This is a genomic window from Spiroplasma endosymbiont of Clivina fossor, assembly GCF_964031115.1.
Classification (GTDB): Bacteria; Bacillota_I; Bacilli_A; order Mycoplasmatales; family Nriv7; genus Nriv7.
In genome coordinates this window covers 1,587,783-1,614,628 of the sequence record NZ_OZ035006.1, presented here as the reverse complement: position 1 = coordinate 1,614,628, position 26,846 = coordinate 1,587,783, and the positions used below count along the sequence as shown (strand labels likewise).

Genomic DNA, 26,846 nt, shown 5'->3' with positions numbered 1-26,846 from the left:
ATGGAAAATCTCGCAAAAATGGCCGACTTTCTTGCCCAAATGCTTTATAAAGTTTTTGATTTAATTTGAAGTCTTGAAGTGCCGGGAACAAAAATTCAACTAATATTTCCCTTATTCTTAACGCTTGCTGTAGAATTTCTTATGGCAATTATTCTTGGTTTTGGCAGTCAACAAGTTAATTTAGAAAAGCAACGCCAATATGCCGTTAAAAATAGTGGTCGTTTAAGTGCGTGAGGAAAAGTTAAAAAACAAATAAAACCAATAAATCCAAATAAAATTAATTGAAAACAAAGAAATAAAAAAATAAAACAAGGTAACTAACGATGTTTAAACTAATTATTATTTTTATCTTAATAACTGTTCTTGGATTATTAGCTGGTAGTCATTTTGAAACTTTAACGAACTATATTAGCGAAGGCCTTGCCAATTTTAAAAAGTTTATTACTAGCAATTTAACAATTTTAGAACTGTTTAAACCAATGGCACGAACATTTTCACAACATCCAATCTTTACCATTCTTGGCGTTACTTGTGTACTTATTGCCTTATTTATTGTGATTAAAGGACGATAAAAAATATGAAAGAAGAATTAAAATGAAAAAACTTTTAGTAAAATTATTTAAAAAAGATAATTCAAAAGAAAAAGCGCTGTTAAAATTAAGAATTAAAAATTCTTTTAAAAAGCAATGGTTAAAAATAGCATTAAGTATCATTTTCATCTTTATAAGCTTATTAATTTGTGCATTAACAGCAATCGATACTAAATGAATAACCGGAACAAGTAACGAATTTAATAATTTTATGAATGAAGAGATGGTTAAATTCTTTGGAAAGTTCAATAGTGGTATTATGCTGGCAGGAATATTTGTTTTTTGATGAGGCGGAGCAATATATTTTGCAATTAAATTTGAAAAATTAATCCGCTTTATTATTCAAAAAATTAAAGCAAAAAGAGCCTTGAAAAATGAAATCAAACAAATTAATTAGTTCTTTAAAAAAATATTGATGGAGAATTTTACCTTACATTTTTATAATTATTATCTTTTTCATTCCATTTTTAAAATTGGAAATTAATTATTTGAAATTATTATATGAAAAATTTGAAGCATTAATTTCACTTATGATACTAGGATATTTAGATATATGCATTACAATAGCTGTAACTATAAATTGTGGTATTGAGTGACTTATTAAAAAAATTAAAGAAAAAAGAACAATGAAAAATAAAATATTTTAAAAAGGAGTGATAAAAATGTTTATGAAAATATTTACCGTGCTAATTATTAGTTTCAATAATATTTTTACCATTTCCCAAAACATTAACAATGATGAAATGACAACACAATCACTAATTAGAAATAAAAGACAAAATAATAAAATTTATAATTTTGAAATCAAAAACTTACAAAAGGTGAGATTTCATTTTGGTGACCTCGTAACTTGGACAACAACCAGACTTATAGAAGTCAATATAAATAAAAAAGATAATAGCGATTTAAATGAAAAGTTACCGGAATTAAAAAATTTAAACAATCTTACTTTCAAATTTATACGATCAGAATTTTCTGATAATCAGAGTAAACAACAAAAAATTCAAAAATTAATAACTACATATGGAACCAAAGTAGGAAAGAAAGAATGAGTAATCAATAAAAAAATAACAATCAGAGCAAAAGGCACAATTTTAAATGACTACAAACAAGATGATAATATAACAGATTACAGTTTAATATGTACAAATGATTTTGAAATTGAAATTAAAAAAGATAGCACCGATATTGATTTACCAGAAACAACTATTAACTTTGACGGTAATCACAAATACAGCGATGTTATTGATAACCTTGATTATTTAATGATTCACCGTGGTGATTTTGATAAATTTAATTACTCGTATCTCTATTGAACACCAGTATTTAATTTCATTAATACTTTAGAAAAAGGGTATTACAAAGAATTTACCATTAAAAATCATGGTTTTAAAAACGAAAGCTATTTTTATCACAAAACTTCTAGTAGTAAAGATGAAATTAATACAAATATTTTGAAAATTAAAGCTTTTAATAAAACCTTAATTGCGGGTAATAACTATTTACAATTATTACACGGTGAAAGTGAAATCTGAAAATATGCCACTGCAAATGCTAACGATTATTACTTAATTAAGTATCTTTTTGGTACCTTAAATTATCTTAATGTTAAATTTAGTTTTTTGAGATACGATCCTGAATTAAAAAATGACATTTACCTTTATTTTAAAAACAACATTCCTAGTATTAACAACAGCGAGTACAAAAATGTTTTTGACGAAATCTATGAAATTCTTGGCAATTTCTTTTCCAGTTTATTTTATGCGACTTTTGATATGGACGAAAAAACTCATACCGAAATTGATTTTAAAGGCGTAGATAATTATAACAAGAACTATTTTATTCAAATTGGTTTCTTTTATCGTTCGTTAATTACTTTTTATCCCAAAAAATACTTAGTAAATATTATGGGAGACTCAGAATTATTACTAAGAAGTTATTTTTTTACTTTTGATAAAAAAACGCACCAAGAAAATTTTAATGCTATTAAAAATAATAACAGTATCTATCAAATTGAATTTAATGTTCTTAAATCTTACGACAATAAACTGATTACCTTGCCAACCAGTAAGACTGCTAACAGCATTAATTACTTCAATACGGACATTGATATTCGCTATGGCATTAATATTTTTACCTTAACTTTTCCTTTGTACCATAAAACAAATACCTCTAATTATAATTTTAAAATTTATGACTTTAATGTCCTTAATTCCACAGCGTTTATACCTGATGGTTCAACTAACTCGGAATGAGATGACATAATTCCGCCAGCAAATTGTAAATATTCTGGACGATGAATCCCTACTTTTAATGACATTGGCTGTGCCATTCAAAATGCTGGTATCAAAATGATTAATTGAATGCTAACGGCTTCGCAAATCATTACAATTTTACGGCCATTAGCAATTATTGCAAAAGCAACAGTTACCTTTTCAACCGCAATTTTCCCAGTTTTTAAAACAGTACCCGCCTTTTACTATACCTTTCAATTTTTAATCGGTTTTGCCATCTTTCTAATGATATTAAGAATTTTTGTATAATATATATATATATATATATATATATATATTGAAAAAATAAAATAAAGGAGTTAATTTTATGAAATTTTTAAATATAACCGCTGTTTTAGGATTAATAACACTACCAATAATCGGCTGTTCCAAAAAAACAAATGAACCAGTAAAACAAAAAAATAAAGATAGTAATAAAGATATTAATAAAATTTATAATTTTGAAATCAAAAACTTACAAAAGGTGAGGTTTCATTTTGGTGACCTCGTAACTTGGCCAACAACCAGACTTATAGAAGTTAACATAAAGAAAGAAGATAATATCAATCTAAATGAAAAATTACCGGAATTAAAAAATTTAAACAATCTTACTTTCAAATTTATACAATCAGAATTCTCTAATAATCAGAGTAAACAACAAAAAATTCAAAAATTAATAACTACATATGGAACCAAAGCAGGAAAGAAAGAATGAGTAATCAATAAAAAAATAACAATTAAAGCACAAGGCACAAATTTAAATGACTACAAACAAGATGATAATACAACAGATTATAGTTTAATATGTACAAATAATTTTGAAATTGAAATTGAAAATCCTTAATAACTAAATTAAAAAACTGTTAAAATCACTACCCCAAAATGTGGGACTGTACAATTAACTGTGTCTCTAAGTAATTAACTTAAATTCACTCTGTCCTCAAATTTTATCATTAAATGTGAAATTGCACTACCCCAATTTTGAATTGGCATCGTTCATTTCTTAACCATATTTTGAAATGCTAAATAAAATATTTTAAAAACTGATGCGTCATTAGGAAAAATCTTTTTATTCTTAATGACTTTTCTTAATTGACTATTAACAGATTCAATCGCATTAGTTGTGTAAATAATTCTTCTAAATTCCTGAGGATATTCAAGAAAAATTATTAAATTATTTCAGTTATTTTTTCATGATTTAGTAATTTGTGGATACTTTTTATTTCATTTTTCTGAAAAATGATCTAAAGCAATTAACGCTATTTCTTCATTAATTGCTGTATAAATTGATTTTAAATCATTAGCTACAAGTTTGCGATCTTTGTAAGGAACAAATTTTAAACTATTGCGAATTTGATGAACAATGCATAATTGATGCTGTGTTTTTGGGAAAACAGCTTCTATTGCATCAGACATCCCAGTTAAATTATCACTACAAGCAACAAGAATATCTTGTAACCCACGATTTTTCATTTCCGTAAGATTATTAAGTCAAAATTTGGCTCCCTCATTCTCACTAATTCACATTCCTAAAATATCTTTTAAACCATCTAAATTAATTCCTAAGGCAAGATAAACTGCTTTATTTATTATTCGTTTATCTTGCTTTACTTTAACAACAATACAATCAAAATAAACAATCGGATAAATCTTCTCTAAAGGTTTAGTTTGTCACATTTTAACTTCTTCAATAACATCATCAGTTATTTGACTAATTAAACTTTCTGAAATTTCTGCTCCGTGATAGAATTCTTGCAATTGTGCTTTGATATCAGAAATTGTCATTCCTCTTGCATATAAAGAAATTACTTTTTGATCAAAGTTATCAAATCTTCTTTGTCTTTTTGGAATAATTACTGGTTCAAAAGTACTATTTCGATCTCTTGGTACATCAATTGCGATTGAACCATTTTTAGTAATAATGGTTTTTTGTGTGTTGCCATTTCTTTTATTATGATTCTCATCAGTTTCAAGATAATCTTTAATTTCCGTATTTAACATTCGTTCAGTTAATTTTTTGGTAAATTCCTGAAAAATAGTATTGCCTTTAAATAAATCTTGTGGATTATCAATATTTTCTAAAAAATAATCAACAACTTTATCAATTGCGTCAGGTTCTTTTTTTATTTTTTTTGTCATTTTCTGTTCTCCTTCTTTTAAGTATAATTCAGAATGAATTATCGAGACACAGAATTTTGGACAGGCTCCAAAATGTAGCTTTATATGATGATACTGCTCTTAAACAACTTTTTCATTTTTTTATTTTGTCAAAATAAAAACCAGTAATTTTAGTTAATTACTGGTTTGAATATTTTTTATTTTTACAAGAAATTTAAACTTGTTGGGCTTGTTTTAATTAAAGTTATTGTTCTAAATAGCTAATATCGTTTTTATAAAACTTTATACTATAGTAGTAACTGTATTTGTTCTTACCGACCCTTCTCTTTCTGATGAAAAAAATGCTTCACCGTTAAATGTTATTTTATCATTGTTTTTATCTATAGTAATTTCATTGGGTAATAAATTATATTTTTGTAAAATTTGCATTACTTCTGTAATTGATAATGTAACTATTTGTTCTTTATTGTTATCATCAATTATTTTGGCAGTAATATTTCCTGTAATTTTTTGTTTTAAATTTAATATAACTTTAGATGTAATTATTCTTACTGGATAAGTAATTTTTAATTTTTCATTGGGATTAAGTTCAAATTTATCAGCGGGTTCCTTAAAAATACTTAAAATCATTTCTTTTTCTTGTTTATTTGTGTTTGATAAATCAAATTCATTTGATAATACATTAATGATTTCAGAATTTTCATTATTTATATTTGTAAAATCTGTTAATTTTATTTCATCATCAGAATTTATGTTTCAACCATTTAATTTATTTTCTTGTTTTGTTTTAGTTAATCCTGTTGTAATTTGAAATACTAATTTTGATTTTGAATTATATTCACAAGCAGGTACATTAAATGATCTTGTATTTGGAGTTTTATTGATAATTTCTCTATCAGAACATACATTTTTAGGAACATTAGATCATAAAAATGAATTTTCTTTTTTTGTTATTTCAATATCTCAAAAATTTAAATTATCAGTATCAATATAATTTATTTCCTTAAATTTTAAATTAGGATTTTCGTCTCGAAATTTAAAAAATAATGCTTTTTTAATCAATTCATTTAAATTAATAATTTTATTTTGCCCATTATCAATTGAATAATGTATTTTTATATTATTATCATTATTATTTAAATTATCTTTTATTTTTACTATAGCTGAATTATTTGTTTTACTAATAATTTCTAATTGTGAAATATCTAAATCAGGATTTAAATAATTTAATTCATTCAAAATTTCAGTATCAGAATTATCATTAATTTGTCATAAATTTGAATTTAAATAGTATTCACTATATTCATAAACATTATGATCTTGTGAACCAAAATATAATTTATTATTTAAAACCACACCAGAAGAATCAACATTGTTATTTGTTCTAATAATGATTTTTTGCTGTCCTGTAATTGGATCATACTCATAAACATTATTATCGTGTGAACCAAAATATAATTTATTGTTGAAAACCACACCAGAAGATCTTATTCAGCTATTTGCTTTAATAACAACTTTTTGTTTTGCCGTTGTAGGGTCATACTCATAAACATTACTATCATCCGAACCAAAATATATTTTGTTTTTAAAAACCACACCAGAAGAATCAATTATACCATTTGCTTTAATAACAACTTTTTGTTGGCCTGTAATCGGCTCATACTCATAAACATTATTATCATGTGAACCAAAATATAATTTATTATTTAAAGTAACTCCACTAGAATAAACTTCACCATTTGTTTTAATAGCAATTTTTTGTTGATTTGTCACTGGATCATATTCATAAATATTATGTTCATCTAATGAACAAAAATATAATTTATTGTTTAAAATTCTACCAGAAGATCAAACTTGCCCTTCTGTTTTAATAACAACTTTTTGTTGATTTGTTACTGGATCATATTCATAAACATTATGATCTCATGAACCAACATATAATTTATTGTTTAAAACAACACCAGAAGATCAAACTTCTCCTTTTGTTCTAATAACAATTTTTTGTTGATTTGTTACTGGATCATATTCATAAACATTATGATCTTGTGAACCAAAATATACTTTGTTATTTAAAACAACACCAGAAGAAAAAATTTTATTTTCTGTTCTAATGACAATTATTTGTTGATTTGTCACTGGATCATATTCATAAACATTATGATCTTGTGAACCAAAATATACTTTATTATTTAAAATAATTCCACTAGCATAAATTTCCCTATTCGTTCTAATGACAATTTTTGTTCTATTTATTTTATTATTTTCATTATTGCTTCGTTTTTGTCTTTTATAATTTATATTTTCTAATTTTTCTTGTGTTGGATAAGGACTATTGGCAACGATTCCCGCCATTCCACTACTCGCTATTGTTATTGTACTTAATAAACTAAGTAATTTTTTCATATTAATCAAATCCTTTTCGTTAATTTTACTAATTAATAAAATTTATCGAACAATCAACATCCTTTCTAAAATTTGTACAGTCTAATTAATACAAGTTGATTATAACTTATTAAATAAGAATTTCTATCATTTTTTAAGAATATTAAATACTAATTCTAGAAAAAAATTATCATTAAAACAGAAAAATAAACTAACGAAATTTAACTTTGTTAAAATTACTCTACCGAGAAAGGTGATTTTTTATGTTAGAAATTAATAATAATGTAAAAACCTTAGAAAACAAGCATTGATTCAGTTTATTCGCAACCCATAAAAATATGTACACCAATAAATGTGAACAATTGGCTAATGAATATGAAAAATTAGATGAATACTTATATAAATATCATTATCGGTTAAAACAAGGTTATAAAGTAGTTCATTTTGCACCAAGAACAATTATTACAATTTTTGGTGATGTTACTTTTAAACGACGCCGATATAAATATTGAAATCAAAAATCAGGTAAATTTGAATATGTATGTTTGTTAGATAAAGAAATTGGTCTATTACCCAAACAACGCATTTATTTTGATGTCCAATTTAAAGTTTTAAGTCTTCTGGGTGATGGCAAACGCTATCTTGATGTTTTAGATGCTCTAAATCATTGTTATATTTCAAAAGGTAGTATTTCAAATATTTTAAATAAATACGATATTGCCGAATATTTTCAATTAGCAGAAAAAGAAACTAAAACTAGAATTGATGTCAAAAATAAGAATTTATATATTCAACTAGATGAAACATTTTTGGCGACATTAGATCAGAAAGTTAAACAAGACCAAAGAATTCGTTTAGTTACTTTTCATACCGGACATAAAGAAAAAAATTACAAAAATGCTCGTAGAGAATTAGAAAACAAACGAGGTCATTTTCTAATGTTAAAAGTTGGTAAACGAATAAATACGATGGATTATCGTGATTTATTAATTAGAGAATTACAAAAACATTATGTGAATATTAATTATGACAAAATAATTGTTTGTGGCGATGGTGATTCTTGAATTAGAGAAATTGCCAATAGCTTTGGTAATGTTAGATATATTTTAGATGGTTATCATGCTATTAAAAAATTAAAACAAACGGCATTTAATATTATTTTTGAAAATCGCAAAGTAACATTAAATAGTTGAATTAAATTTTATAAGGATGGCAATCATCAAGAATTAATCAAAAACATTCGTAATGTTGCTAAAAATGAATTAAATAAAGATATTAAAATAAATTTAAGAAAGGCGAGTAATTATTTCAGTAATAATAAGCAAGGTATTCATAATCAAAATTTAGAATGAAATATTGGTTGTAGCATTGAAAGTGATGTATCACATTTAGTAAAACAACAATTAGGATATGGAGCAAAAATATATAATCATAAGAATTTAAATAACCTATTACATTTAAGAATGGCAAATTTAAACAAATTAAATGTATTACATTACATTAATGAAAATATTAATTCAGAAATAGAAATCAGAAAAGAAATATATAAAAGTTCATTATGAAATAAATATAATAAGAAAAATGATGATAGTTGAATTAATAAAGGTAGAATTGTATATACAAATAAATATATTACATTTAAGTAAGTAAAAATATTAGTTAAAATTTAATAAAATTAATAATTTTTCATTGTGTAAAAATTCAATAATATGATAAAATGAAAAAGAATAAAAATGACAATAACAAGAAAGGTATGGTTGGTTTAGTAATTAAATAATATAATTAGCTGATTGTTTTACTTCTTCAAAGCAATACCTAAGAAAACTAAACACGACCATAATGTATATATTAGTTGTAGTATTGAATAAAATAGTTTATAATAATTAGGTTGTTAAATAAAATACTGTACATTACAATTCCCTTGCTTTATAGGCGCCGATATGTGATGAATTGACAATAAAAAATGTCATAACACCATTTATTTATGCAACTATATTCAAGGAGGAAAAATATGAGTTTTAATGAATTAAATTTAAAGGAAGATAATATAAGTTTTGATGACTTAAATTTAAATAATAACTTAAAGCGAGCAATTTCAAAGGCGGGTTATGTTAACCCTACTGAAATTCAAAAGAAAACAATTCCGTTAGCATTAGAAAATTATGATATTATTGGAAAAAGTCATACAGGAACAGGAAAAACCGCTGCTTTCGTATTACCAATCTTAAATAATTTAAATCCAAAACTACGAAGAGTACAAGCAATGATTGTTTGTCCAACAAGAGAGTTAGCATTACAAGTTTTAGATCAAGTAAGAAAATATGCTTTTTATTTAGAAGGAGTTAATGCGACAGCATTATTTGGTGGTTCGGATTTACGAAGACAAATTTATAGTTTAAAAAATAGTAATATTGTTGTTGGGACACCAGGACGAATTGTTGATCATATTCAACGCAGAACTTTAAGATTGAATGATATTCAAACTGTAGTTTTAGATGAAGCTGATGAAATGTTAAAAATGGGATTCAAACAAGATATTGATAAAATATTTACGAGCATTACATCAAAGTATCAAACATTATTGTTTTCAGCAACAATGAATCGTGCTGTTTTAGAAGTTGCTAATAACTATCAAAATAGTCCGGTTCAAATAAGTATTAAAAGAAATGCTGCGGAATTAAATAATATTAAACAATATTTTATTAATACAAGAAATACAAGTAAAGATTGTGCGTTAGTGGATTTATTTTTGAAAATTCAACCAAATTTAAGTATTGTTTTTTCTAATACCAAAGCATATACTGAAAGAATTGCTAAAATATTATGAGAAAATGGCATTAAGTCAGCTGTTATTAATGGTGATAAGCGACAAAGTGAAAGAAATAAAGCAATGAATGCTTTTAGAACTAATAAAGTTCAAGTGTTAATTGCTACTGATGTAGCAGCACGGGGCATTGATGTTGATGGGATTGATTATATTTTTAATTATGATTTACCTCGTGAACAAGAAAGTTATGTGCATCGTATTGGCAGAACAGGACGAGCTGGTGAAACCGGAATTGCAATTACATTAGTAAATAATAAAAAAGAATTAATTGATATTAAAAGATTAGAACAAACTTTAAACATTAAGATTAATCCTTATAATACTGAATTTAAGTATATTCATAGAAGAACATCATTTTAACTAATGATGTTTTTTACTATTCAATAAACTAAAATAAATGGACGCGTAAATTTTTGTTAGGTGGAAAAGTATTTGATTAATTTTGAAAGAAAAGTAACTAGTTTTTTAAACACTTAAATCTGCGATATATAAGTGTTTAAAAAACTAAGTTAACTAACAAACTTAGTTAATATAACTTAGTTTATCTATAAGAAAGGTAATTTATTATGAAAAACATTGAAAACATTTTCTTAAATACTAAGAAATATCTTTTAAAAGAAACACAAAACGCAATGCTTATTAAAGCACCAAAAATTCCGTGATTTAATAAACAAATCGGTATTTGGTTTCCAAAGCGATTTGTTTATTAAGGAAAATATGAAAATTCTATTTGTGTCGGAATAATCAAGGATAGTAAATATCAAATAATTTCAATAGACTTCTTGCAAAATTAATTTAAAATATAATTGAATTGTTGTTTTTAATAAAAAGGTGGAATTTAAATGAAATTTAAAAAAAATAATCAAATAAGTGATAAAAATTTTTTAAGATTAACTGGTATTAAACATACTACTTTTAATAAAATGCTAGAAATTTTAAAAATAGAAGAATTAAAAAAGAGATTTCGTCGCGGAAGAACCAATAAATTATCATTAGAAAATCGTATTTTAATGACTTTAGAATATTGAAGAGAATATAGAACTTATTTTCATATTGCAAAAAGTTATGATATTAGTGAAAGTAGTTGTTATAGAAATATCAAATGAATTGAAGACACTTTAATAAAACACCCTAATTTTCAACAACTTACTGGTCAAAAATCACTATTAAAAGATTATTTCAAAGATAAGACTGTTATAATTGATGTAACTGAAAGCCAAATCCAACGCCCAAAAAAAGACAAAAACAGCACTACTCAGGAAAAAAGAAAAAACACACAATAAAAACACAAGTTATAATTGAAAAAGATAGTAAAAAAATTATTAGTTCTGATTTTTCTTATGGTAAAAACCATGACTTTAAAATTTTAAAAGATTCAAAAATTAAATTTTTACCAGAAACAACTGTTTTAGTGGATTTAGGTTATCAAGGCATACAAAAAATTAATCATAATGTTTTAATTCCTAAAAGAAAATCAAAGAAAAACCCTTTAAATAAAGAAGAAAAGCAAAATAATGAGCGAATTTCAAAAATGAGAATTGTTATTGAAAATGTTTTTGCTATACTTAAAAAATTTAAAATTATTAGTGAAAAATATCGAAATCGTAGAAAAAGATTTGCTTTAAGATTTAATTTAATAGCTTCAATTTATAATTTACAACTATTAGTTTAAATATATTTGATAATTTAAAATTTCAGTCTTTTTTTATTGTAAATAATAATTTTTATTATGTTTTAATGACAAAATATTTGTAAAAATAATCTAAAAATTATTTTTAAATTTAAAAATTAATATGATAATTATAATTTTGCAAGAAGTCTAATTAATAAAAAAGAAAATGAAACCAAATTAATTAAGGGACAAGAATTATTAAGCTTCTTCATTGCCGAAAAAGAAAACAACAAAAAAGATATAAATTATAACTATTTTAAAGGAGTTTAAAGATGAATATTGCGATTGGATTAATATTTATTATTATCAGCATCATGCTATTGGCATATGTTGCTTATAAAATTTATGCCAAAATAAAAATGCGAATTAAATATAAAAATGCCATTAAAAATAATGCTGGTAATTTCACGAAAGACGAAAAAGTATTTATTGCTCGCTTTGAAGAATGAGTTAAAGCTCCTAATTCAAAAGAAAATAACGCGGATAAAAAATAATGTTTTGAAAAATTATCATGGAATTCTTAGAACTGTTTATTCCGATAGAAAAAATGCCTGCACAAGTTGCGTTTATTGCCGGATTAATTATTATCATTACTTTTCTTTTCGCATTAATTTCAATTATGTATTTACCAATAAAAATGATTTTTGGGAAATAAAAAATGACGGTAAATTTAAAAGAATTTAATTGAGAGCAAATTAAACAAACTTTCTGAGATTTATTTATTCAAATTACAACTATTCCGGCTTACATTACTGGTGGTAAAGAAATTGATTTAACCGAAACACCACTTTGGCTTTTAATAGCAACCATTGCTTTTTGATTTTTAACAGCGATTATGGTGTGATTTATTCTAATGTTACTTTGAAAAACAATATCAGTATTTAGATAGAGGCAAAAGTAATGTCAAGAAGTTACATTGTGATGCATTCCCAAAGAAATTCAAAATTAATTAGGAAAAAATACAATAGTGTTAAGGTTAACCGTGGTTTTAACAAATTTAAGAAAAACTTTGAATATAAATGATGAATGTTTTAAAGAGAAAGGAGGTGATTATATGATTGGAACTTTCTTGGCCGATGCACCAGCAACAGCAGAAAAAATAACAGCTAATGATGCGATGACTAAATTATGAAATGCAATTATGACAGCGTTTACTAAAATGTGAGATATTATTGCTGTTAATATGCCACAAGTCGGTAACTTCTTTGCTGACTACTGAATCTTCATTTTTCCATTTATTTTGGCAATATTCTTTATTTGCTTTAAAATGTTTGAAAAATTACTTGGGGCAGTACGATAAGAAAAAAATAAAGTGAGGTGCAAGATGAAATTTTGCAAATGAGTAATAGAAAAAAATAACCATTTTATTGAATTGAATCGCACCTCATTTTTAATTTTATGACATTGGGGAGCAATTTGATACATTTACAACGGTTATTTTAAAAACATTGTAAGCTATTTATTTTTAGCGGGTTGTATTTTAATTTTCCTTTTTAAAATCGGTAATTTAACACAAATTAACAAAGTTATTAATTTCTTAAAAAACTCACCATTAAATATTGTTATTGGTTCATTAGGAACTGGAAAAACTGCTTTTCTAGTATACGCATCAAAATTATTAAAAAAGAAGAAATATCACATCGCATCAACCTTTCCATTACTAGAAACCCAAAAATTAAGTTTAGGACATATGGGATTGTTAGACTTTGATTATCCGGTATTACCAGACAAAACCTTACTGTTATGAGATGAAACCAATTTATTTTTAGAAGGAACGGATTGAGAAAAAAATAATACCAAAAACGAAGAAACCGGTATTCAAGAATATTTTGCTCTGGCACGCCATTTCGGTCATATTGTTCTCGCTAGTGGTCAAAGAGATAAACATATTTGAGTTAAAGTTCGTGATATTGCCAATAATGTGATTGTGGGCATTCGTAAAAAACCCGTTAATATTTTTCGTCCCTACTTAAAAGTCATCTATGGTACGTTTACGAGCATTGAAGAATATGAACGCTGACGAAACACCTTAATTAATGCTAAAAATAGTAAAAAGGGTCGTCGCATTAAATATCGCGATATTCCTGAACTTGATATTTATTTTTTTAAACTAAAAATTCCTTTACCAATATTAAACACTTACAATTCTTTTTACCTAGCGTTTTTAAGAGATTACTTAAATGCAAAAGTGAATCCTGACTATGAAGACAAATACTATAATGACACAGCAATTGATTTAGAAGACTTGGAATATTTAAAAATGGATAAATTTAGCAAATTTTTAAGAAAAATGAAAGAAAAGGAATAATAAAAAATGGAAAATCTCGCAAAAATGGCCGACTTTCTCGCCCAAATGCTTTATAAAGTTTTTGATTTAATTTGAAGTCTTGAGAAGTGCCGGGAACGAATATTCAACTAATATTTCCTTTATTCTTAACGCTGGCTGCAGAATTTCTTATGGCAATTATTCTCGGATTTGGTAGTCAACAAGTTAATTTAGAAAAACAACGCCAATATGCGGTTAAAAATAAGGGTCGATTAAGTGCATGAGGAAAAGCTAAAAAACAAATAAAACCAATAAAAACAAAGCAAGGTAACTAACAATGTTTAAACTAATTATTATTTTTATCTTAATAACTGTTCTTGGATTATTGGCTGGTAGTCATTTTGAAACTTTAACGAATTATATTAGCGAAGGTCTTGCCAATTTCCAAAAGTTTATTACTAGCAATTTAACAATTTTAGAACTATTTAAACCAATGGCACGAACATTTTCGCAACATCCAATTTTTACCATTCTTGGTGTTACTTGTGTACTTATTGCCTTATTTATTGTAATTAAAGGTAGGTAAAAAATGGAAAAATGAACTAAAAAACAAGAATTAGAAACAGAGAATGACAAATTAAAAATTGCTAATGTCATATTAGAGAATAGTGTTAATACTCTTAAATACATAATAATGGAAAAAAATAAAGAAATTTTAGAATTAGAAAAGTGAAATACTATTCATATTAATCAAAAATCAGACTTAATAATTGAAAACCGAAAATTAAAAATTTTTAAACACGAAAGGAGAATAAAAATGAAAAAACTTTTAGGAAAATTATTTAAAAAAGATAATTCAAAAGAAAAAATGCCATTAAAATTAAGAATTAAAAATTATTTTAAAAAGCAGTGGTTAAAAATATTATTAAGTATCATTTTTATCTTTATAAGCTTATTACTTTGTGCATTAACAGCAATCGATACTAAATGAATAACTGGAACAAGTGATGAATTTAATAAATTTATGAATGAAGAGATGGTTAAATTCTTTGGTAAATTCAATAGTGGTATTATGCTAGCAGGAATATTTGTTTTTTGATGAGGCGGAGCAATATATTTTGCAATTAAATTTGAAAAATTAATCCGCTTTATTATTCAAAAAATTAAAGCAAAAAGAGCCTTGAAAAATGAAATCAAACAAACTCATTAATTTTTTAAAAAAATATTGATGAATAATACTTAATTACATTATATTCATATCTTTAAGTATAGTTTTATTGGATAGGCTACAATAAATTGGACCATAATTATATAGACTTCAAAATTATTAAGAAAGAAGGAATATAAAAATGGGAAATAAAACCTCCTACTCTGAAGAATTTAAAAAACAAATTGTCATGCTATACAAAAATGGCAAAAGTGTTATTAATTTAGGGAAAGAATATAATTTACCAAAACCAACTATTTATAGTTGAGTTAAAAATTATAATAATTCTGGGTCATTTAAAGCAAAAGATAATCACACTGTTGAAGAAAATGAACTGATTGCCTTACGAAAAGAATTAATCCAATTACGAATGGAAAACGACATTTTAAAGCAAGCAGCACTGATAATCGGCAAAAAATAGAAATTATTAACAATAATAAAGAAAAATATTCCGTGCGAAAAATGGGTCAAATATTAAAGATAGCAAAATCAACATATTACTATCAAATTAATAAATGCTCTACGGTTGATGTTAATAATTATGAACAAGAAGTTATCAGTGCATTTAATGATAGTCGCCAAATTTATGGAGCTCGTAAAATTAAAGCTATTTTAACCAGAAAAGATATTAGACTTCTTGCAAAATTAATATGATAATTATAATTTTTAAATTTAAAATAAATATAAAAGTGTTATTAAAATAATTTTTAGATTATTTTTACAAATATTTTGTCATTAAAACATAATAAAAATTATTATTTACAATAAAAAAAGACTGAAATTTTAAATTATCAAATATATTTAAACTAATAGTTGTAAATTATAAATTGAAGCTATTAAATTAAATCTTAAAGCAAATCTTTTTCTACGATTTCGATATTTTTCACTAATAATTTTAAATTTTTTAAGTATAGCAAAAACATTTTCAATAACAATTCTCATTTTTGAAATTCGCTCATTATTTTATTTGGGCCTGTCCAAAATTCTGTGTCTCGATAATTCATTCTGAATTATACTTAAAAGAAGGAGAACAGAAAATGACAAAAAAAAAAAAAATAAAAAAAGAACCTGACGCAATTGATAAAGTTGTTGATTATTTTTTAGAAAATATTGATAATCCACAAGATTTATTTAAAGGCAATACTATTTTTCAGGAATTTACCAAAAAATTAACTGAACGAATGTTAAATACGGAAATTAAAGATTATCTTGAAACTGATGAGAATCATAATAAAAGAAATGGCAACACACAAAAAACCATTATTACTAAAAATGGTTCAATCGCAATTGATGTACCAAGAGATCGAAATAGTACTTTTGAACCAGTAATTATTCCGAAAAGACAAAGAAGATTTGATAACTTTGATCAAAAAGTAATTTCTTTATATGCAAGAGGAATGACAATTTCTGATATCAAAGCACAATTGCAAGAATTCTATCACGGAGCAGAAATTTCAGAAAGTTTAATTAGTCAAATAACTGATGATGTTATTGAAGAAGTTAAAATGTGACAAACTAAACCTTTAGAGAAGATTTATCCGATTGTTTATTTTGATTGTATTGTTGTTAAAGTAAAGCAAGATAAACGAATAATAAATAAAGCAGTTTATCTTGCCTTAGGAATTAATTTAGATGGTTTAAAAGATATTTTAGGAATGTGAATTAGCGAGAATGAGGGCGCCAAATTTTGACTTAATAATCTTACGGAAATGAAAAATCGTGGCTTACAAGATATTCTTGTTGCTTGTAGCGATAATTTAACTGGAATGTCTGATGCAATAGAAGCTGTGTTCCCAAAAACACAGCACCAATTATGCATTGTTCATCAAATTCGTAATAGTTTAAAATTTGTCCCTTACAAAGATCGCAAACTTGTAGCTAATGATTTAAAATCAATTTATACAGCAATTAATGAAGAAATAGCGCTAGTTGCTTTAGATCATTTTTCAGAAAAATGAAATAAAAAGTATCCACAAATTACTAAATCATGAAAAAATAACTGAAATAATTTAATAATTTTTCTTGAATATCCTCAAGAATTTAGAAGGATTATTTACACAACTAATGCGATTGAATCTGTTAATAGTCAACTAAGAAAAGTCATTAAGAATAAAAAGATTTTTCCTAATGACGCATCAGTTTTTAAAATATTTTATTTAGCATTTCAAAATATGGTTAAGAAATGAACGATGCCAATTCAAAATTGGGGTAGTGCAATTTCACATTTAATGATAAAATTTGAGGACAGAGTGAATTTAAGTTAATTACTTAAAGACACAGTTAATTGTACAGTCCCAAAATTTCATCTTGCACCTCACTTTATTTTTTTATTAGCGTACTGCTCCAAGTAATTTTTCAAACATTTTAAAGCAAATAAAGAATATTGCCAAAATAAATGGAAAAATGAAGATTCAGTAATCAGCAAAGAAGTTACCGAGTTGTGGCATATTAATAGCAATAATTTCTCACATTTTAGTAAATGCCGTTATAATTGCATTTCATAATTTAGTCATCGCGTCACTAGCTGTTATTTTTTCTACTGTTGCTGGGGTGCATCGGCCAAGAAAGTTCCAATCATATAATCACCCCCTTTCTTTTTAAAACATTCATCATTTATATTCAAAGTTTTTCTTAAATTTGTTAAAACCACGAATCTTGGACGCATAAAGTTTTGTTAGGTAGGCAAAGGTTTAAATAATTTTGAAAGAAAAGCACCTAAAAATTGATTACCTTTTTATTTGAAAAATAAGAAATAAAACAAAATATTTAATATTAACAAACATAATCTTAATAAAAGGTTATAAAAACTAATTAAAATGCTTATAAAACTAACATTAAAATAATTTTTTACAACAAAAATCATACATAAGAAATATATACTTAATTTGCATATTGAAATAATTTATAGTAAATGATTATTTTTTCTTTTTTTAAAAAATACCTAAGAAAACTAAACGCGACCGTTTGTAATTTTTGTTTTGCAAATTTGATTAATAAATGTATAATAAATTCACAATTGAATGAAAAAAGTCTTTTTCATTTACTACCTTTAAGTTATGCACCCAAGATTCTTGTTGCTTGTAGCGATAATTTAACTGGAATGTCTGATGCAATAGAAGCTGTGTTCCCAAAAACACAGCACCAATTATGCATCGTTCATCAAATTCGTAATAGTTTAAAATTTGTCCCTTACAAAGATCGCAAACTTGTAGCTAATGATTTAAAATCAATTTATACAGCAATTAATGAAGAAATAGCGCTAGTTGCTTTATTTCATTTTTCAGAAAAATGAAATAAAAAGTATCCACAAATTACTAAATCATGAAAAAATAACTGAAATAATTTAATAATTTTTCTTGAATATCCTCAAGAATTTAGAAGGATTATTTACACAACTAATGCGATTGAATCTGTTAATAGTCAACTAAGAAAAGTCATTAAGAATAAAAAGATTTTTCCTAATGACGCATCAGTTTTTAAAATATTTTATTTAGCATTTCAAAATATGGTTAAGAAATGAACGATGCCAATTCAAAATTAAAAACAAATTCTACTTTATGTGTAATTAAAACAACAATTAATCCTGAAGCTAGTTATCGTAACTTAAATAAAATCAGTAAATTATAATCTAGTCTTAAAGAAGCCTTAATTCATTATCATGGTTTAGGTTTTACTAATATTCAAAATTATTTAAATCTCTGAAAATGAAAATACCAACATAAGGGCTTAACTCCAAACCAACAAACAGCGGTATTATATTTTAATGTATAAAAAAGTTAAAGTAAAAATAGTAATTTTACATAAAAGCCTTTTAAAATTATCAAGTTGATGATTTTTTTTATTTTATCAAGAGTTTTCGACAAAATTAAAAAAATTGGGGTAGTGCAATTTCACATTTAATGATAAAATTTGAGGACAGAGTGAATTTAAGTTAATTACTTAGAGACACAGTTAATTGTACAGTCCCCATTTTTTAGCTAATAAATTATCATAAAAACAAAAAAATCCAACTTTTATTGTAAAGTTAGATTATTTATATCACTTAATGGTGACCCGTACGGGATTTGAACCCGTGAATGCACGCGTGAAAGGCGTGTGTGTTAACCGCTTCACCAACGGGCCCTAAAAATGGCGCCTAGTGTAGGGCTTGAACCTACGACCTACCGGTTAACAGCCGGTTGCTCTACCAACTGAGCTAACTAGGCAATTGTTTAATTCAATCATTTTAAATTATATCTACTTTTAATTTTTTTTGCAACTAAAAATACATAGGGGGTCGCGTTTAGTTTTCTTAGGTATTTTTTAAAAAAGAAAAAATAATCATTTACTATAAATTATTTCAATATGCAAATTAAGTATATATTTCTTATGTATGATTTTTGTTGTAAAAAATTTTTAATTTTGTCGAAAACTCTTGATAAAATAAAAAAAAATCATCAACTTGATAATTTTAAAAGGCTTTTATGTAAAATTACTATTTTTACTTTAACTTTTTTATACATTAAAATATAATACCGCTGTTTGTTGGTTTGGAGTTAAGCCCTTATGTTGGTATTTTCATTTTCAGAGATTTAAATAATTTTGAATATTAGTAAAACCTAAACCATGATAATGAATTAAGGCTTCTTTAAGACTAGATTATAATTTACTGATTTTATTTAAGTTACGATAACTAGCTTCAGGATTAATTGTTGTTTTAGTTACACATAAAGTAGAATTTGTTTGTTTTGCTACTAAAAAATATAATTTTTGCATATCAGAAGTAATAATTGAATTTTCGTTAATTAATTCTTTGTTCATATTTTCAATAACTCATTGTTTTTGTAAACGTTTGGTGTTTGTGGATTTAACATAAATATTGTTATTATTATCAATTGCCATTTGAATACAGCATTTAGTATTAGTTGCGAATGGGTCAAGGTGAATTCTTCGTGGATCAGTTTTATATTTGAAATTTCCTTTATGGATTTCTTTAATAAATGTTTCATCGATTTGGATTTTACCAGATAATTTTTTAAATTTTAATTGGGTATTTTCTAATTGTTTTTTTAATTTTATCAAGAGTTTTCGACAAAATTAAAAATTTTTTGTTGTGTAAAATTCAAGGACGCGTAAAGTTTTGTTAGGTGGAAAAATATTTGATTAATTTTGAAAGAAAAGTAACTACAATTTAATTATCGTTTTATTTGAAAAATAAGTAATAAAACAAAATATTTAATATTAACAAACATAATCTTAATAAAAGGTTATAAAAACTAAGTAAAATGCTTATAAAAACAACATTAAAATAATTTTTTACAACAAAAATCATACATAAGAAATATATACTTAATTTGCATATTGAAATAATTTATAGTAAATGATTATTTTTTCTTTTTTAAAAAATACCTAACAAAACTAAACGCGACTATGACACGCATAGTATTTGGCTATGTTTATGATAGTTTAGGAACTAACAACGCCATTAATGCCGTACAAAGAGCAATGAAAGATTTTCGTGAACTTGGCATAACCATTAAACGCCTTCGTACTGACAACGCTCCTGAATTTACTACTACTAATTGAAGTAATAAAAAATCGTACAAAGTAAAAGAAAGGCCTTTTACAACCTTTCTTTCTAGGAATAAAATCGTTCACGAAACCACACCAATTCGCTCACCACAAAGTAATGGTAAGATTGAACGATTCCATCAACATTATACCAAATTATTTTATTTTAAGGATAAAAAACTAAATCAAAATGAACTTCAACACTTCTTAAATCAATATTATTACTATTACAACTTTAAACGCTGTCATTCATCATTACAAAATAAATCGCCATTTCAATCCTTAAAACTTTTTACAAAAACCTCTTGAATATCATCATAAGCCCAAGGATAATATAAAATTTTAATTTATTTTAGTTGGTTCATATACAACTTTAACTCAATCTACTTTTAAAGATGTTATTAAAGTTCTATAATAATATCCAGCACTATAAAGATAACTATAAACAAAAATATTTAATTTTAATTCTTTATTATTATCAATTCATAATCCTAATTCAATATCACAATCAACATTATAAGCTGGCATCCAATTTTGACTAGCTTTAACCAACACTCTTCAGTAAGCTTTATCACTAGTATTATTGTTTATATTATCAATATTATTTAAATTAATTTTAATAGTTCCAAATTTATCTTTTCCTACATTACCAAATGTTTCTAGTGAATTTTCTTCTCCATAAGTATTAATTAAAATATAAGGATATTTTTTTATAAATGAATCTCAATTATCATCATAATAGACTTCTTGCAAAATTAATATGATAATTATAATTTTTAAATTTAAAATAAATATAAAAGTGTTATTAAAATAATTTTTAGATTATTTTTACAAATATTTTGTCATTAAAACATAATAAAAATTATTATTTACAATAAAAAAAGACTGAAATTTTAAATTATCAAATATATTTAAACTAATAGTTGTAAATTATAAATTGAAGCTATTAAATTAAATCTTAAAGCAAATCTTTTTCTACGATTTCGATATTTTTCACTAATAATTTTAAATTTTTTAAGTATAGCAAAAACATTTTCAATAACAATTCTCATTTTTGAAATTCGCTCATTATTTTGCTTTTCTTCTTTATTTAAAGGGTTTTTCTTTGATTTTCTTTTAGGAATTAAAACATTATGATTAATTTTTTGTATGCCTTGATAACCTAAATCCACTAAAACAGTTGTTTCTGGTAAAAATTTAATTTTTGAATCTTTTAAAATTTTAAAGTCATGGTTTTTACCATAAGAAAAATCAGAACTAATAATTTTTTTACTATCTTTTTCAATTATAACTTGTGTTTTTATTGTGTGTTTTTTCTTTTTTCCTGAGTAGTGCTGTTTTTGTCTTTTTTTGGGCGTTGGATTTGGCTTTCAGTTACATCAATTATAACAGTCTTATCTTTGAAATAATCTTTTAATAGTGATTTTTGACCAGTAAGTTGTTGAAAATTAGGGTGTTTTATTAAAGTGTCTTCAATTCATTTGATATTTCTATAACAACTACTTTCACTAATATCATAACTTTTTGCAATATGAAAATAAGTTCTATATTCTCTTCAATATTCTAAAGTCATTAAAATACGATTTTCTAATGATAATTTATTGGTTCTTCCGCGACGAAATCTCTTTTTTAATTCTTCTATTTTTAAAATTTCTAGCATTTTATTAAAAGTAGTATGTTTAATACCAGTTAATCTTAAAAAATTTTTATCACTTATTTGATTATTTTTTTTAAATTTCATTTAAATTCCACCTTTTTATTAAAAACAACAATTCAATTATATTTTAAATTAATTTTGCAAGAAGTCTAATGAGTAAAATCTACTATTTTATAGGTTTTTTTATCTTTAAATTCTACATGACCGCTTCAACTGGCACCACCACTTTCACTATAATTATAATCATAAGTATTTATTATATCATTATTACTTTCTACTAAATAAGGGTTTGTTGCTCGTTTTTCTCGTTTCATAAAAGATTGTTCTATTTTTCTTGGGGTGTTGCCCATAATATTCGGCATTCCACTTCCTGCTATTGTTATTGTTCCTAAGATTCCCAGTAATTTTTTCATTAACATCAAATTCCTTTCGTGAATTTTTACTAATTAATAAAATTTATAACACCTTTTCCTTTCTCCAAAAAATTAGTCTACAATTTCTTTACCTTGGAATTTGATTATAAACTATTTTAAAAATTTTCTGCATTATTTTATAATTTATTGTCCCTTTTTTAATATTTTTCTTGATTGTGCAAAACATCTGTGGTATAGTACAAAATGAAGTATATTGTGCCTAAAAATGATCTAGCAGATTTAAAAGCTAAATTACAATCTTGAATGACTACGATTTATCATGAAAAATATTATCATAAAGTAAAAAAATGTTTTAATTTTGTCGAAAACTCTTGATAAAATAAAAAAAATCATCAACTTGATAATTTTAAAAGGCTTTTATGTAAAATTACTATTTTTACTTTAACTTTTTTATACATTAAAATATAATAGACTTCTTGCAAAATTAATTTAAAATATAATTGAATTGTTGTTTTTAATAAAAAGGTGGAATTTAAATGAAATTTAAAAAAAATAATCAAATAAGTGATAAAAATTTTTTAAGATTAACTGGTATTAAACATACTACTTTTAATAAAATGCTAGAAATTTTAAAAATAGAAGAATTAAAAAAGAGATTTCGTCGCGGAAGAACCAATAAATTATCATTAGAAAATCGTATTTTAATGACTTTAGAATATTGAAGAGAATATAGAACTTATTTTCATATTGCAAAAAGTTATGATATTAGTGAAAGTAGTTGTTATAGAAATATCAAATGAATTGAAGACACTTTAATAAAACACCCTAATTTTCAACAACTTACTGGTCAAAAATCACTATTAAAAGATTATTTCAAAGATAAGACTGTTATAATTGATGTAACTGAAAGCCAAATCCAACGCCCAAAAAAAGACAAAAACAGCACTACTCAGGAAAAAAGAAAAAACACACAATAAAAACACAAGTTATAATTGAAAAAGATAGTAAAAAAATTATTAGTTCTGATTTTTCTTATGGTAAAAACCATGACTTTAAAATTTTAAAAGATTCAAAAATTAAATTTTTACCAGAAACAACTGTTTTAGTGGATTTAGGTTATCAAGGCATACAAAAAATTAATCATAATGTTTTAATTCCTAAAAGAAAATCAAAGAAAAACCCTTTAAATAAAGAAGAAAAGCAAAATAATGAGCGAATTTCAAAAATGAGAATTGTTATTGAAAATGTTTTTGCTATACTTAAAAAATTTAAAATTATTAGTGAAAAATATCGAAATCGTAGAAAAAGATTTGCTTTAAGATTTAATTTAATAGCTTCAATTTATAATTTACAACTATTAGTTTAAATATATTTGATAATTTAAAATTTCAGTCTTTTTTTATTGTAAATAATAATTTTTATTATGTTTTAATGACAAAATATTTGTAAAAATAATCTAAAAATTATTTTAATAACACTTTTATATTTATTTTAAATTTAAAAATTATAATTATCATATTAATTTTGCAAGAAGTCTAATATCGCTGTTTGTTGGTTTGGAGTTAAACCCTTATGTTGGTATTTTCATTTTCAGAGATTTAAATAATTTTGAATATTAGTAAAACCTAAACCATGATAATGAATTAAGGCTTCTTTAAGACTAGATTGTAATTTACTGATTTTATTTAAGTTACGATAACTAGCTTCAGGATTAATTGTTGTTTTAGTTACACATAAAGTAGAATTTGTTTGTTTTGCTACTAAAAAATATAATTTTTGCATATCAGAAGTAATAATTGAATTTTCATTAATTAATTCTTTGTTCATATTTTCAATAACTCATTGTTTTTGTAAACGTTTGGTGTTTGTGGATTTAACATAAATATTGTTATTATTATCAATTGCCATTTGAATACAGCATTTAGTATTAGTTGCGAATGGGTCAAGGTGAATTCTTCGTGGATCAGTTTTATATTTGAAATTTCCTTTATGGATTTCTTTAATAAATGTTTCATCGATTTGGATTTTACCAGATAATTTTTTAAATTTTAATTGGGTATTTTCTAATTGTTTTGATTTCATTAATTTTTGACGATTATATCAAGCAGTTTTTAATGTAGTTTTAATAAAACGAGAAATTGTTTTACTAGATTGCCCCAGCAATGAAATTTGAATCAATAAATTTCATTGTTCATAATTTAAATGACTTCAATAAATAAAATGATTACGAAAAGCGTCAAAACTTGCACGGCAATTTTTACATAAATATTTTTGTTTTCCTTCTGAATTATGTCCATTTTTAACGCAATGGTAAGATTCACATTTAGGACATTTAATACCTTGCGCTCTAAATTTTTGATCAATTTCATTTAAACGTTTTTGTTTTTTTATTAATTCTGCTTGTTGTTTAACTTTTTCATAAAATTCTAAAAATTGATCATCTGTTAAAGTATTTACTAGTTCTTGAATTATTTTTTCCATAATTATTATCCACCTCTATCATATTAAAAATATACCTAAAATTAAGTATATTCAATAAATATCAAGAGTTTTCGACAAAATTAAAAAAAAATGAGTAAGTAAATATCTCAATTTATGTACTAACTTATATATGAATAATACAGATAACATATCTGTAAATAAATTGATTAAAAAATATTATCGTGGTAGTAAAATGACATTTTATATTTGAGCTAAAAAAATTATTAATGGTTATTATCAAGACAACTTTTATGAATTGCAATTCAAATCAACAACACCAAAAAATATTAGACTTCTTGCAAAATTAATATGATAATTATAATTTTTAAATTTAAAATAAATATAAAAGTGTTATTAAAATAATTTTTAGATTATTTTTACAAATATTTTGTCATTAAAACATAATAAAAATTATTATTTACAATAAAAAAAGACTGAAATTTTAAATTATCAAATATATTTAAACTAATAGTTGTAAATTATAAATTGAAGCTATTAAATTAAATCTTAAAGCAAATCTTTTTCTACGATTTCGATATTTTTCACTAATAATTTTAAATTTTTTAAGTATAGCAAAAACATTTTCAATAACAATTCTCATTTTTGAAATTCGCTCATTATTTTGCTTTTCTTCTTTATTTAAAGGGTTTTTCTTTGATTTTCTTTTAGGAATTAAAACATTATGATTAATTTTTTGTATGCCTTGATAACCTAAATCCACTAAAACAGTTGTTTCTGGTAAAAATTTAATTTTTGAATCTTTTAAAATTTTAAAGTCATGGTTTTTACCATAAGAAAAATCAGAACTAATAATTTTTTTACTATCTTTTTCAATTATAACTTGTGTTTTTATTGTGTGTTTTTTCTTTTTTCCTGAGTAGTGCTGTTTTTGTCTTTTTTTGGGCGTTGGATTTGGCTTTCAGTTACATCAATTATAACAGTCTTATCTTTGAAATAATCTTTTAATAGTGATTTTTGACCAGTAAGTTGTTGAAAATTAGGGTGTTTTATTAAAGTGTCTTCAATTCATTTGATATTTCTATAACAACTACTTTCACTAATATCATAACTTTTTGCAATATGAAAATAAGTTCTATATTCTCTTCAATATTCTAAAGTCATTAAAATACGATTTTCTAATGATAATTTATTGGTTCTTCCGCGACGAAATCTCTTTTTTAATTCTTCTATTTTTAAAATTTCTAGCATTTTATTAAAAGTAGTATGTTTAATACCAGTTAATCTTAAAAAATTTTTATCACTTATTTGATTATTTTTTTTAAATTTCATTTAAATTCCACCTTTTTATTAAAAACAACAATTCAATTATATTTTAAATTAATTTTGCAAGAAGTCTATTAAATATCAATTTTCATTAGAAACCAGAAAACAAATTTGTGATTATTACTTTGATTACAAATTTGTAGGTGCGGGCGGTGTATTATCGCT

The 26,846-nt window shown here is 24.3% G+C and carries 39 protein-coding genes, 2 tRNA genes and 1 pseudogene; 27 read left to right on the top strand and 15 right to left on the bottom strand.

What is annotated here, in order from left to right; translation table 4 throughout:
• From AAHM82_RS09770 to AAHM82_RS09745, 6 genes are read left to right on the top strand one after another with little or no spacing between them, the layout of a single operon-like run.
• Complete coding sequence (locus AAHM82_RS09770) at positions 1-321, top strand: hypothetical protein (protein ID WP_342263467.1); 321 nt, start codon at positions 1-3, stop codon at positions 319-321.
• A 2-nt stretch (positions 322-323) separates the two neighbouring features.
• Positions 324-572: a hypothetical protein gene (locus tag AAHM82_RS09765; protein ID WP_338968164.1), complete on the top strand. Its 249-nt coding sequence runs from the start codon at positions 324-326 to the stop codon at positions 570-572.
• A gap of 22 nt (positions 573-594) precedes the next feature.
• On the top strand, positions 595-987 hold the full coding sequence (locus AAHM82_RS09760) for a hypothetical protein (RefSeq protein WP_342263810.1): 393 nt from the start codon (positions 595-597) through the stop codon (positions 985-987).
• Positions 965-1,237: a hypothetical protein gene (locus AAHM82_RS09755; protein ID WP_342263809.1), complete on the top strand. Its 273-nt coding sequence runs from the start codon at positions 965-967 to the stop codon at positions 1,235-1,237. The genes AAHM82_RS09760 and AAHM82_RS09755 overlap by 23 nt, the downstream gene beginning before the upstream one ends.
• A 15-nt stretch (positions 1,238-1,252) precedes the next feature.
• Positions 1,253-3,133: a hypothetical protein gene (locus tag AAHM82_RS09750; RefSeq protein ID WP_342263808.1), complete on the top strand. Its 1,881-nt coding sequence runs from the start codon at positions 1,253-1,255 to the stop codon at positions 3,131-3,133.
• Between the two features lie 58 nt (positions 3,134-3,191).
• Complete coding sequence (locus tag AAHM82_RS09745; RefSeq protein WP_342263807.1) at positions 3,192-3,707, top strand: hypothetical protein; 516 nt, start codon at positions 3,192-3,194, stop codon at positions 3,705-3,707.
• 74 nt (positions 3,708-3,781) lie between these two features.
• Here the strand turns inward: AAHM82_RS09745 and AAHM82_RS09740 are convergent, their stop codons facing one another.
• Together AAHM82_RS09740 and AAHM82_RS09735 are read right to left on the bottom strand one after the other, a co-directional pair.
• The gene (locus tag AAHM82_RS09740) at positions 3,782-5,002 is read right to left on the bottom strand and encodes an IS256 family transposase (protein WP_342263365.1); all 1,221 of its coding nucleotides are present in this window, start codon (positions 5,000-5,002) and stop codon (positions 3,782-3,784) included.
• Between the two features lie 261 nt (positions 5,003-5,263).
• A complete protein-coding gene (locus AAHM82_RS09735) occupies positions 5,264-7,384 on the bottom strand; it encodes a PQQ-binding-like beta-propeller repeat protein (RefSeq protein ID WP_342263806.1) in 2,121 nt (706 codons plus the stop codon).
• A gap of 242 nt (positions 7,385-7,626) precedes the next feature.
• On the opposite strand from AAHM82_RS09735, the gene AAHM82_RS09730 reads away from it, so the two are divergent.
• The 14 genes from AAHM82_RS09730 (at position 7,627) to AAHM82_RS09670 (ending at position 15,992) form a co-directional block, all read left to right on the top strand.
• Positions 7,627-9,009: an Mbov_0401 family ICE element transposase-like protein gene (locus tag AAHM82_RS09730; protein WP_342263805.1), complete on the top strand. Its 1,383-nt coding sequence runs from the start codon at positions 7,627-7,629 to the stop codon at positions 9,007-9,009.
• Positions 9,010-9,374: 365 nt separating this feature from the next.
• Positions 9,375-10,550 carry a DEAD/DEAH box helicase gene (locus tag AAHM82_RS09725; RefSeq protein ID WP_342263804.1) on the top strand — a complete coding sequence of 392 codons (1,176 nt, stop codon included), beginning with the start codon at positions 9,375-9,377 and terminating at the stop codon, positions 10,548-10,550.
• A 206-nt stretch (positions 10,551-10,756) separates the two neighbouring features.
• Positions 10,757-10,900, top strand: coding sequence for a hypothetical protein (locus AAHM82_RS09720; protein WP_342263803.1), 144 nt, complete (start codon positions 10,757-10,759; stop codon positions 10,898-10,900).
• 132 nt (positions 10,901-11,032) lie between these two features.
• Positions 11,033-11,473, top strand: a complete 441-nt coding sequence (locus AAHM82_RS14475; protein WP_342263396.1) for a transposase family protein — start codon at positions 11,033-11,035, stop codon at positions 11,471-11,473.
• Positions 11,470-11,862, top strand: a complete 393-nt coding sequence (locus tag AAHM82_RS14470) for a transposase family protein (protein ID WP_342264845.1) — start codon at positions 11,470-11,472, stop codon at positions 11,860-11,862. Before AAHM82_RS14475 ends, AAHM82_RS14470 begins: the two co-directional genes overlap by 4 nt.
• 272 nt (positions 11,863-12,134) lie before the next feature.
• Positions 12,135-12,356: a hypothetical protein gene (locus AAHM82_RS09710; RefSeq protein WP_342263802.1), complete on the top strand. Its 222-nt coding sequence runs from the start codon at positions 12,135-12,137 to the stop codon at positions 12,354-12,356.
• A gap of 164 nt (positions 12,357-12,520) precedes the next feature.
• Positions 12,521-12,751: a hypothetical protein gene (locus AAHM82_RS09705; RefSeq protein ID WP_342263801.1), complete on the top strand. Its 231-nt coding sequence runs from the start codon at positions 12,521-12,523 to the stop codon at positions 12,749-12,751.
• 78 nt (positions 12,752-12,829) lie between these two features.
• Positions 12,830-13,162 (top strand): hypothetical protein, encoded by a 333-nt coding sequence (locus tag AAHM82_RS09700; protein ID WP_342263800.1) that lies wholly within the window; start codon positions 12,830-12,832, stop codon positions 13,160-13,162.
• A 24-nt stretch (positions 13,163-13,186) separates the two neighbouring features.
• Positions 13,187-14,170, top strand: coding sequence for a hypothetical protein (locus AAHM82_RS09695; protein ID WP_342263799.1), 984 nt, complete (start codon positions 13,187-13,189; stop codon positions 14,168-14,170).
• A 71-nt stretch (positions 14,171-14,241) separates the two neighbouring features.
• Complete coding sequence (locus tag AAHM82_RS09690; RefSeq protein ID WP_342263798.1) at positions 14,242-14,463, top strand: hypothetical protein; 222 nt, start codon at positions 14,242-14,244, stop codon at positions 14,461-14,463.
• A 2-nt stretch (positions 14,464-14,465) separates the two neighbouring features.
• Positions 14,466-14,714: a hypothetical protein gene (locus AAHM82_RS09685; RefSeq protein ID WP_215826579.1), complete on the top strand. Its 249-nt coding sequence runs from the start codon at positions 14,466-14,468 to the stop codon at positions 14,712-14,714.
• Positions 14,715-14,717: 3 nt separating this feature from the next.
• Positions 14,718-15,338 carry a hypothetical protein gene (locus AAHM82_RS09680; RefSeq protein ID WP_342263797.1) on the top strand — a complete coding sequence of 207 codons (621 nt, stop codon included), beginning with the start codon at positions 14,718-14,720 and terminating at the stop codon, positions 15,336-15,338.
• Between the two features lie 139 nt (positions 15,339-15,477).
• A complete protein-coding gene (locus AAHM82_RS09675; RefSeq protein ID WP_342263796.1) occupies positions 15,478-15,756 on the top strand; it encodes a transposase in 279 nt (92 codons plus the stop codon).
• A gap of 41 nt (positions 15,757-15,797) precedes the next feature.
• A complete protein-coding gene (locus tag AAHM82_RS09670; RefSeq protein ID WP_342263795.1) occupies positions 15,798-15,992 on the top strand; it encodes a hypothetical protein in 195 nt (64 codons plus the stop codon).
• A 144-nt stretch (positions 15,993-16,136) separates the two neighbouring features.
• On the opposite strand, the gene AAHM82_RS09665 is transcribed toward AAHM82_RS09670, so the two are convergent.
• Complete coding sequence (locus tag AAHM82_RS09665; protein ID WP_425288977.1) at positions 16,137-16,277, bottom strand: hypothetical protein; 141 nt, start codon at positions 16,275-16,277, stop codon at positions 16,137-16,139.
• A gap of 95 nt (positions 16,278-16,372) precedes the next feature.
• Here AAHM82_RS09665 and AAHM82_RS09660 point away from each other — a divergent pair, with 95 nt between their 5' ends.
• Positions 16,373-17,599: an IS256 family transposase gene (locus AAHM82_RS09660; RefSeq protein ID WP_342263794.1), complete on the top strand. Its 1,227-nt coding sequence runs from the start codon at positions 16,373-16,375 to the stop codon at positions 17,597-17,599.
• Between the two features lie 66 nt (positions 17,600-17,665).
• Here AAHM82_RS09660 and AAHM82_RS09655 read toward each other — a convergent pair whose 3' ends face one another.
• Both AAHM82_RS09655 and AAHM82_RS09650 read right to left on the bottom strand, forming a co-directional pair.
• Positions 17,666-17,848 carry a hypothetical protein gene (locus AAHM82_RS09655; RefSeq protein ID WP_342263793.1) on the bottom strand — a complete coding sequence of 61 codons (183 nt, stop codon included), beginning with the start codon at positions 17,846-17,848 and terminating at the stop codon, positions 17,666-17,668.
• Positions 17,849-17,871: 23 nt separating this feature from the next.
• Positions 17,872-18,000 carry a hypothetical protein gene (locus AAHM82_RS09650; RefSeq protein ID WP_342263792.1) on the bottom strand — a complete coding sequence of 43 codons (129 nt, stop codon included), beginning with the start codon at positions 17,998-18,000 and terminating at the stop codon, positions 17,872-17,874.
• 402 nt (positions 18,001-18,402) lie between these two features.
• On the opposite strand from AAHM82_RS09650, the pseudogene AAHM82_RS09645 reads away from it, so the two are divergent.
• Positions 18,403-18,876, top strand: a pseudogene (locus AAHM82_RS09645) (IS256 family transposase); the annotation flags it as partial.
• Positions 18,877-19,381: 505 nt separating this feature from the next.
• Here the strand turns inward: AAHM82_RS09645 and AAHM82_RS09640 are convergent.
• The 3 genes from AAHM82_RS09640 to AAHM82_RS09630 all read right to left on the bottom strand — a co-directional run bounded on the left by AAHM82_RS09640 (position 19,382) and on the right by AAHM82_RS09630 (position 20,396).
• Positions 19,382-19,457, bottom strand: a tRNA-Glu gene (locus tag AAHM82_RS09640).
• A 7-nt stretch (positions 19,458-19,464) separates the two neighbouring features.
• Positions 19,465-19,540: transfer RNA gene (locus AAHM82_RS09635), tRNA-Asn, on the bottom strand.
• 433 nt (positions 19,541-19,973) lie between these two features.
• The gene (locus AAHM82_RS09630; protein WP_342263790.1) at positions 19,974-20,396 is read right to left on the bottom strand and encodes a hypothetical protein; all 423 of its coding nucleotides are present in this window, start codon (positions 20,394-20,396) and stop codon (positions 19,974-19,976) included.
• Positions 20,397-20,744: 348 nt separating this feature from the next.
• Here AAHM82_RS09630 and AAHM82_RS09625 point away from each other — a divergent pair, with 348 nt between their 5' ends.
• Entirely contained in the window at positions 20,745-21,206 is a 462-nt protein-coding gene (locus AAHM82_RS09625; protein WP_342263789.1) for an integrase core domain-containing protein, read from the top strand.
• Between the two features lie 21 nt (positions 21,207-21,227).
• Here the strand turns inward: AAHM82_RS09625 and AAHM82_RS09620 are convergent, their stop codons facing one another.
• The 4 genes from AAHM82_RS09620 to AAHM82_RS09610 all read right to left on the bottom strand — a co-directional run bounded on the left by AAHM82_RS09620 (position 21,228) and on the right by AAHM82_RS09610 (position 22,955).
• Entirely contained in the window at positions 21,228-21,638 is a 411-nt protein-coding gene (locus tag AAHM82_RS09620) for a hypothetical protein (RefSeq protein ID WP_342263788.1), read from the bottom strand.
• Positions 21,639-21,796: 158 nt separating this feature from the next.
• Complete coding sequence (locus tag AAHM82_RS14465; protein WP_342264845.1) at positions 21,797-22,189, bottom strand: transposase family protein; 393 nt, start codon at positions 22,187-22,189, stop codon at positions 21,797-21,799.
• A complete protein-coding gene (locus AAHM82_RS14460; RefSeq protein ID WP_342263396.1) occupies positions 22,186-22,626 on the bottom strand; it encodes a transposase family protein in 441 nt (146 codons plus the stop codon). Before AAHM82_RS14460 ends, AAHM82_RS14465 begins: the two co-directional genes overlap by 4 nt.
• 65 nt (positions 22,627-22,691) lie before the next feature.
• On the bottom strand, positions 22,692-22,955 hold the full coding sequence (locus tag AAHM82_RS09610) for a hypothetical protein (protein ID WP_342263787.1): 264 nt from the start codon (positions 22,953-22,955) through the stop codon (positions 22,692-22,694).
• A gap of 204 nt (positions 22,956-23,159) precedes the next feature.
• On the opposite strand from AAHM82_RS09610, the gene AAHM82_RS09605 reads away from it, so the two are divergent.
• From AAHM82_RS09605 to AAHM82_RS14450, 3 genes are all read left to right on the top strand, one after another.
• On the top strand, positions 23,160-23,294 hold the full coding sequence (locus AAHM82_RS09605) for a hypothetical protein (protein ID WP_342263786.1): 135 nt from the start codon (positions 23,160-23,162) through the stop codon (positions 23,292-23,294).
• 158 nt (positions 23,295-23,452) lie between these two features.
• Positions 23,453-23,893 carry a transposase family protein gene (locus AAHM82_RS14455; protein ID WP_342263396.1) on the top strand — a complete coding sequence of 147 codons (441 nt, stop codon included), beginning with the start codon at positions 23,453-23,455 and terminating at the stop codon, positions 23,891-23,893.
• The gene (locus tag AAHM82_RS14450; protein ID WP_342264845.1) at positions 23,890-24,282 is read left to right on the top strand and encodes a transposase family protein; all 393 of its coding nucleotides are present in this window, start codon (positions 23,890-23,892) and stop codon (positions 24,280-24,282) included. The genes AAHM82_RS14455 and AAHM82_RS14450 overlap by 4 nt, the downstream gene beginning before the upstream one ends.
• A 152-nt stretch (positions 24,283-24,434) precedes the next feature.
• Here the strand turns inward: AAHM82_RS14450 and AAHM82_RS09595 are convergent, their stop codons facing one another.
• Complete coding sequence (locus AAHM82_RS09595) at positions 24,435-25,397, bottom strand: IS1/IS1595 family N-terminal zinc-binding domain-containing protein (protein WP_342263785.1); 963 nt, start codon at positions 25,395-25,397, stop codon at positions 24,435-24,437.
• 163 nt (positions 25,398-25,560) lie between these two features.
• Here AAHM82_RS09595 and AAHM82_RS09590 point away from each other — a divergent pair, with 163 nt between their 5' ends.
• Entirely contained in the window at positions 25,561-25,713 is a 153-nt protein-coding gene (locus tag AAHM82_RS09590) for a hypothetical protein (protein ID WP_342263784.1), read from the top strand.
• Positions 25,714-25,857: 144 nt separating this feature from the next.
• On the opposite strand, the gene AAHM82_RS14445 is transcribed toward AAHM82_RS09590, so the two are convergent.
• Together AAHM82_RS14445 and AAHM82_RS14440 are read right to left on the bottom strand one after the other, a co-directional pair.
• Positions 25,858-26,250: a transposase family protein gene (locus AAHM82_RS14445; protein WP_342264845.1), complete on the bottom strand. Its 393-nt coding sequence runs from the start codon at positions 26,248-26,250 to the stop codon at positions 25,858-25,860.
• A complete protein-coding gene (locus tag AAHM82_RS14440; protein WP_342263396.1) occupies positions 26,247-26,687 on the bottom strand; it encodes a transposase family protein in 441 nt (146 codons plus the stop codon). The genes AAHM82_RS14445 and AAHM82_RS14440 overlap by 4 nt, the downstream gene beginning before the upstream one ends.
• Positions 26,688-26,846: the final 159 nt, after the last annotated feature.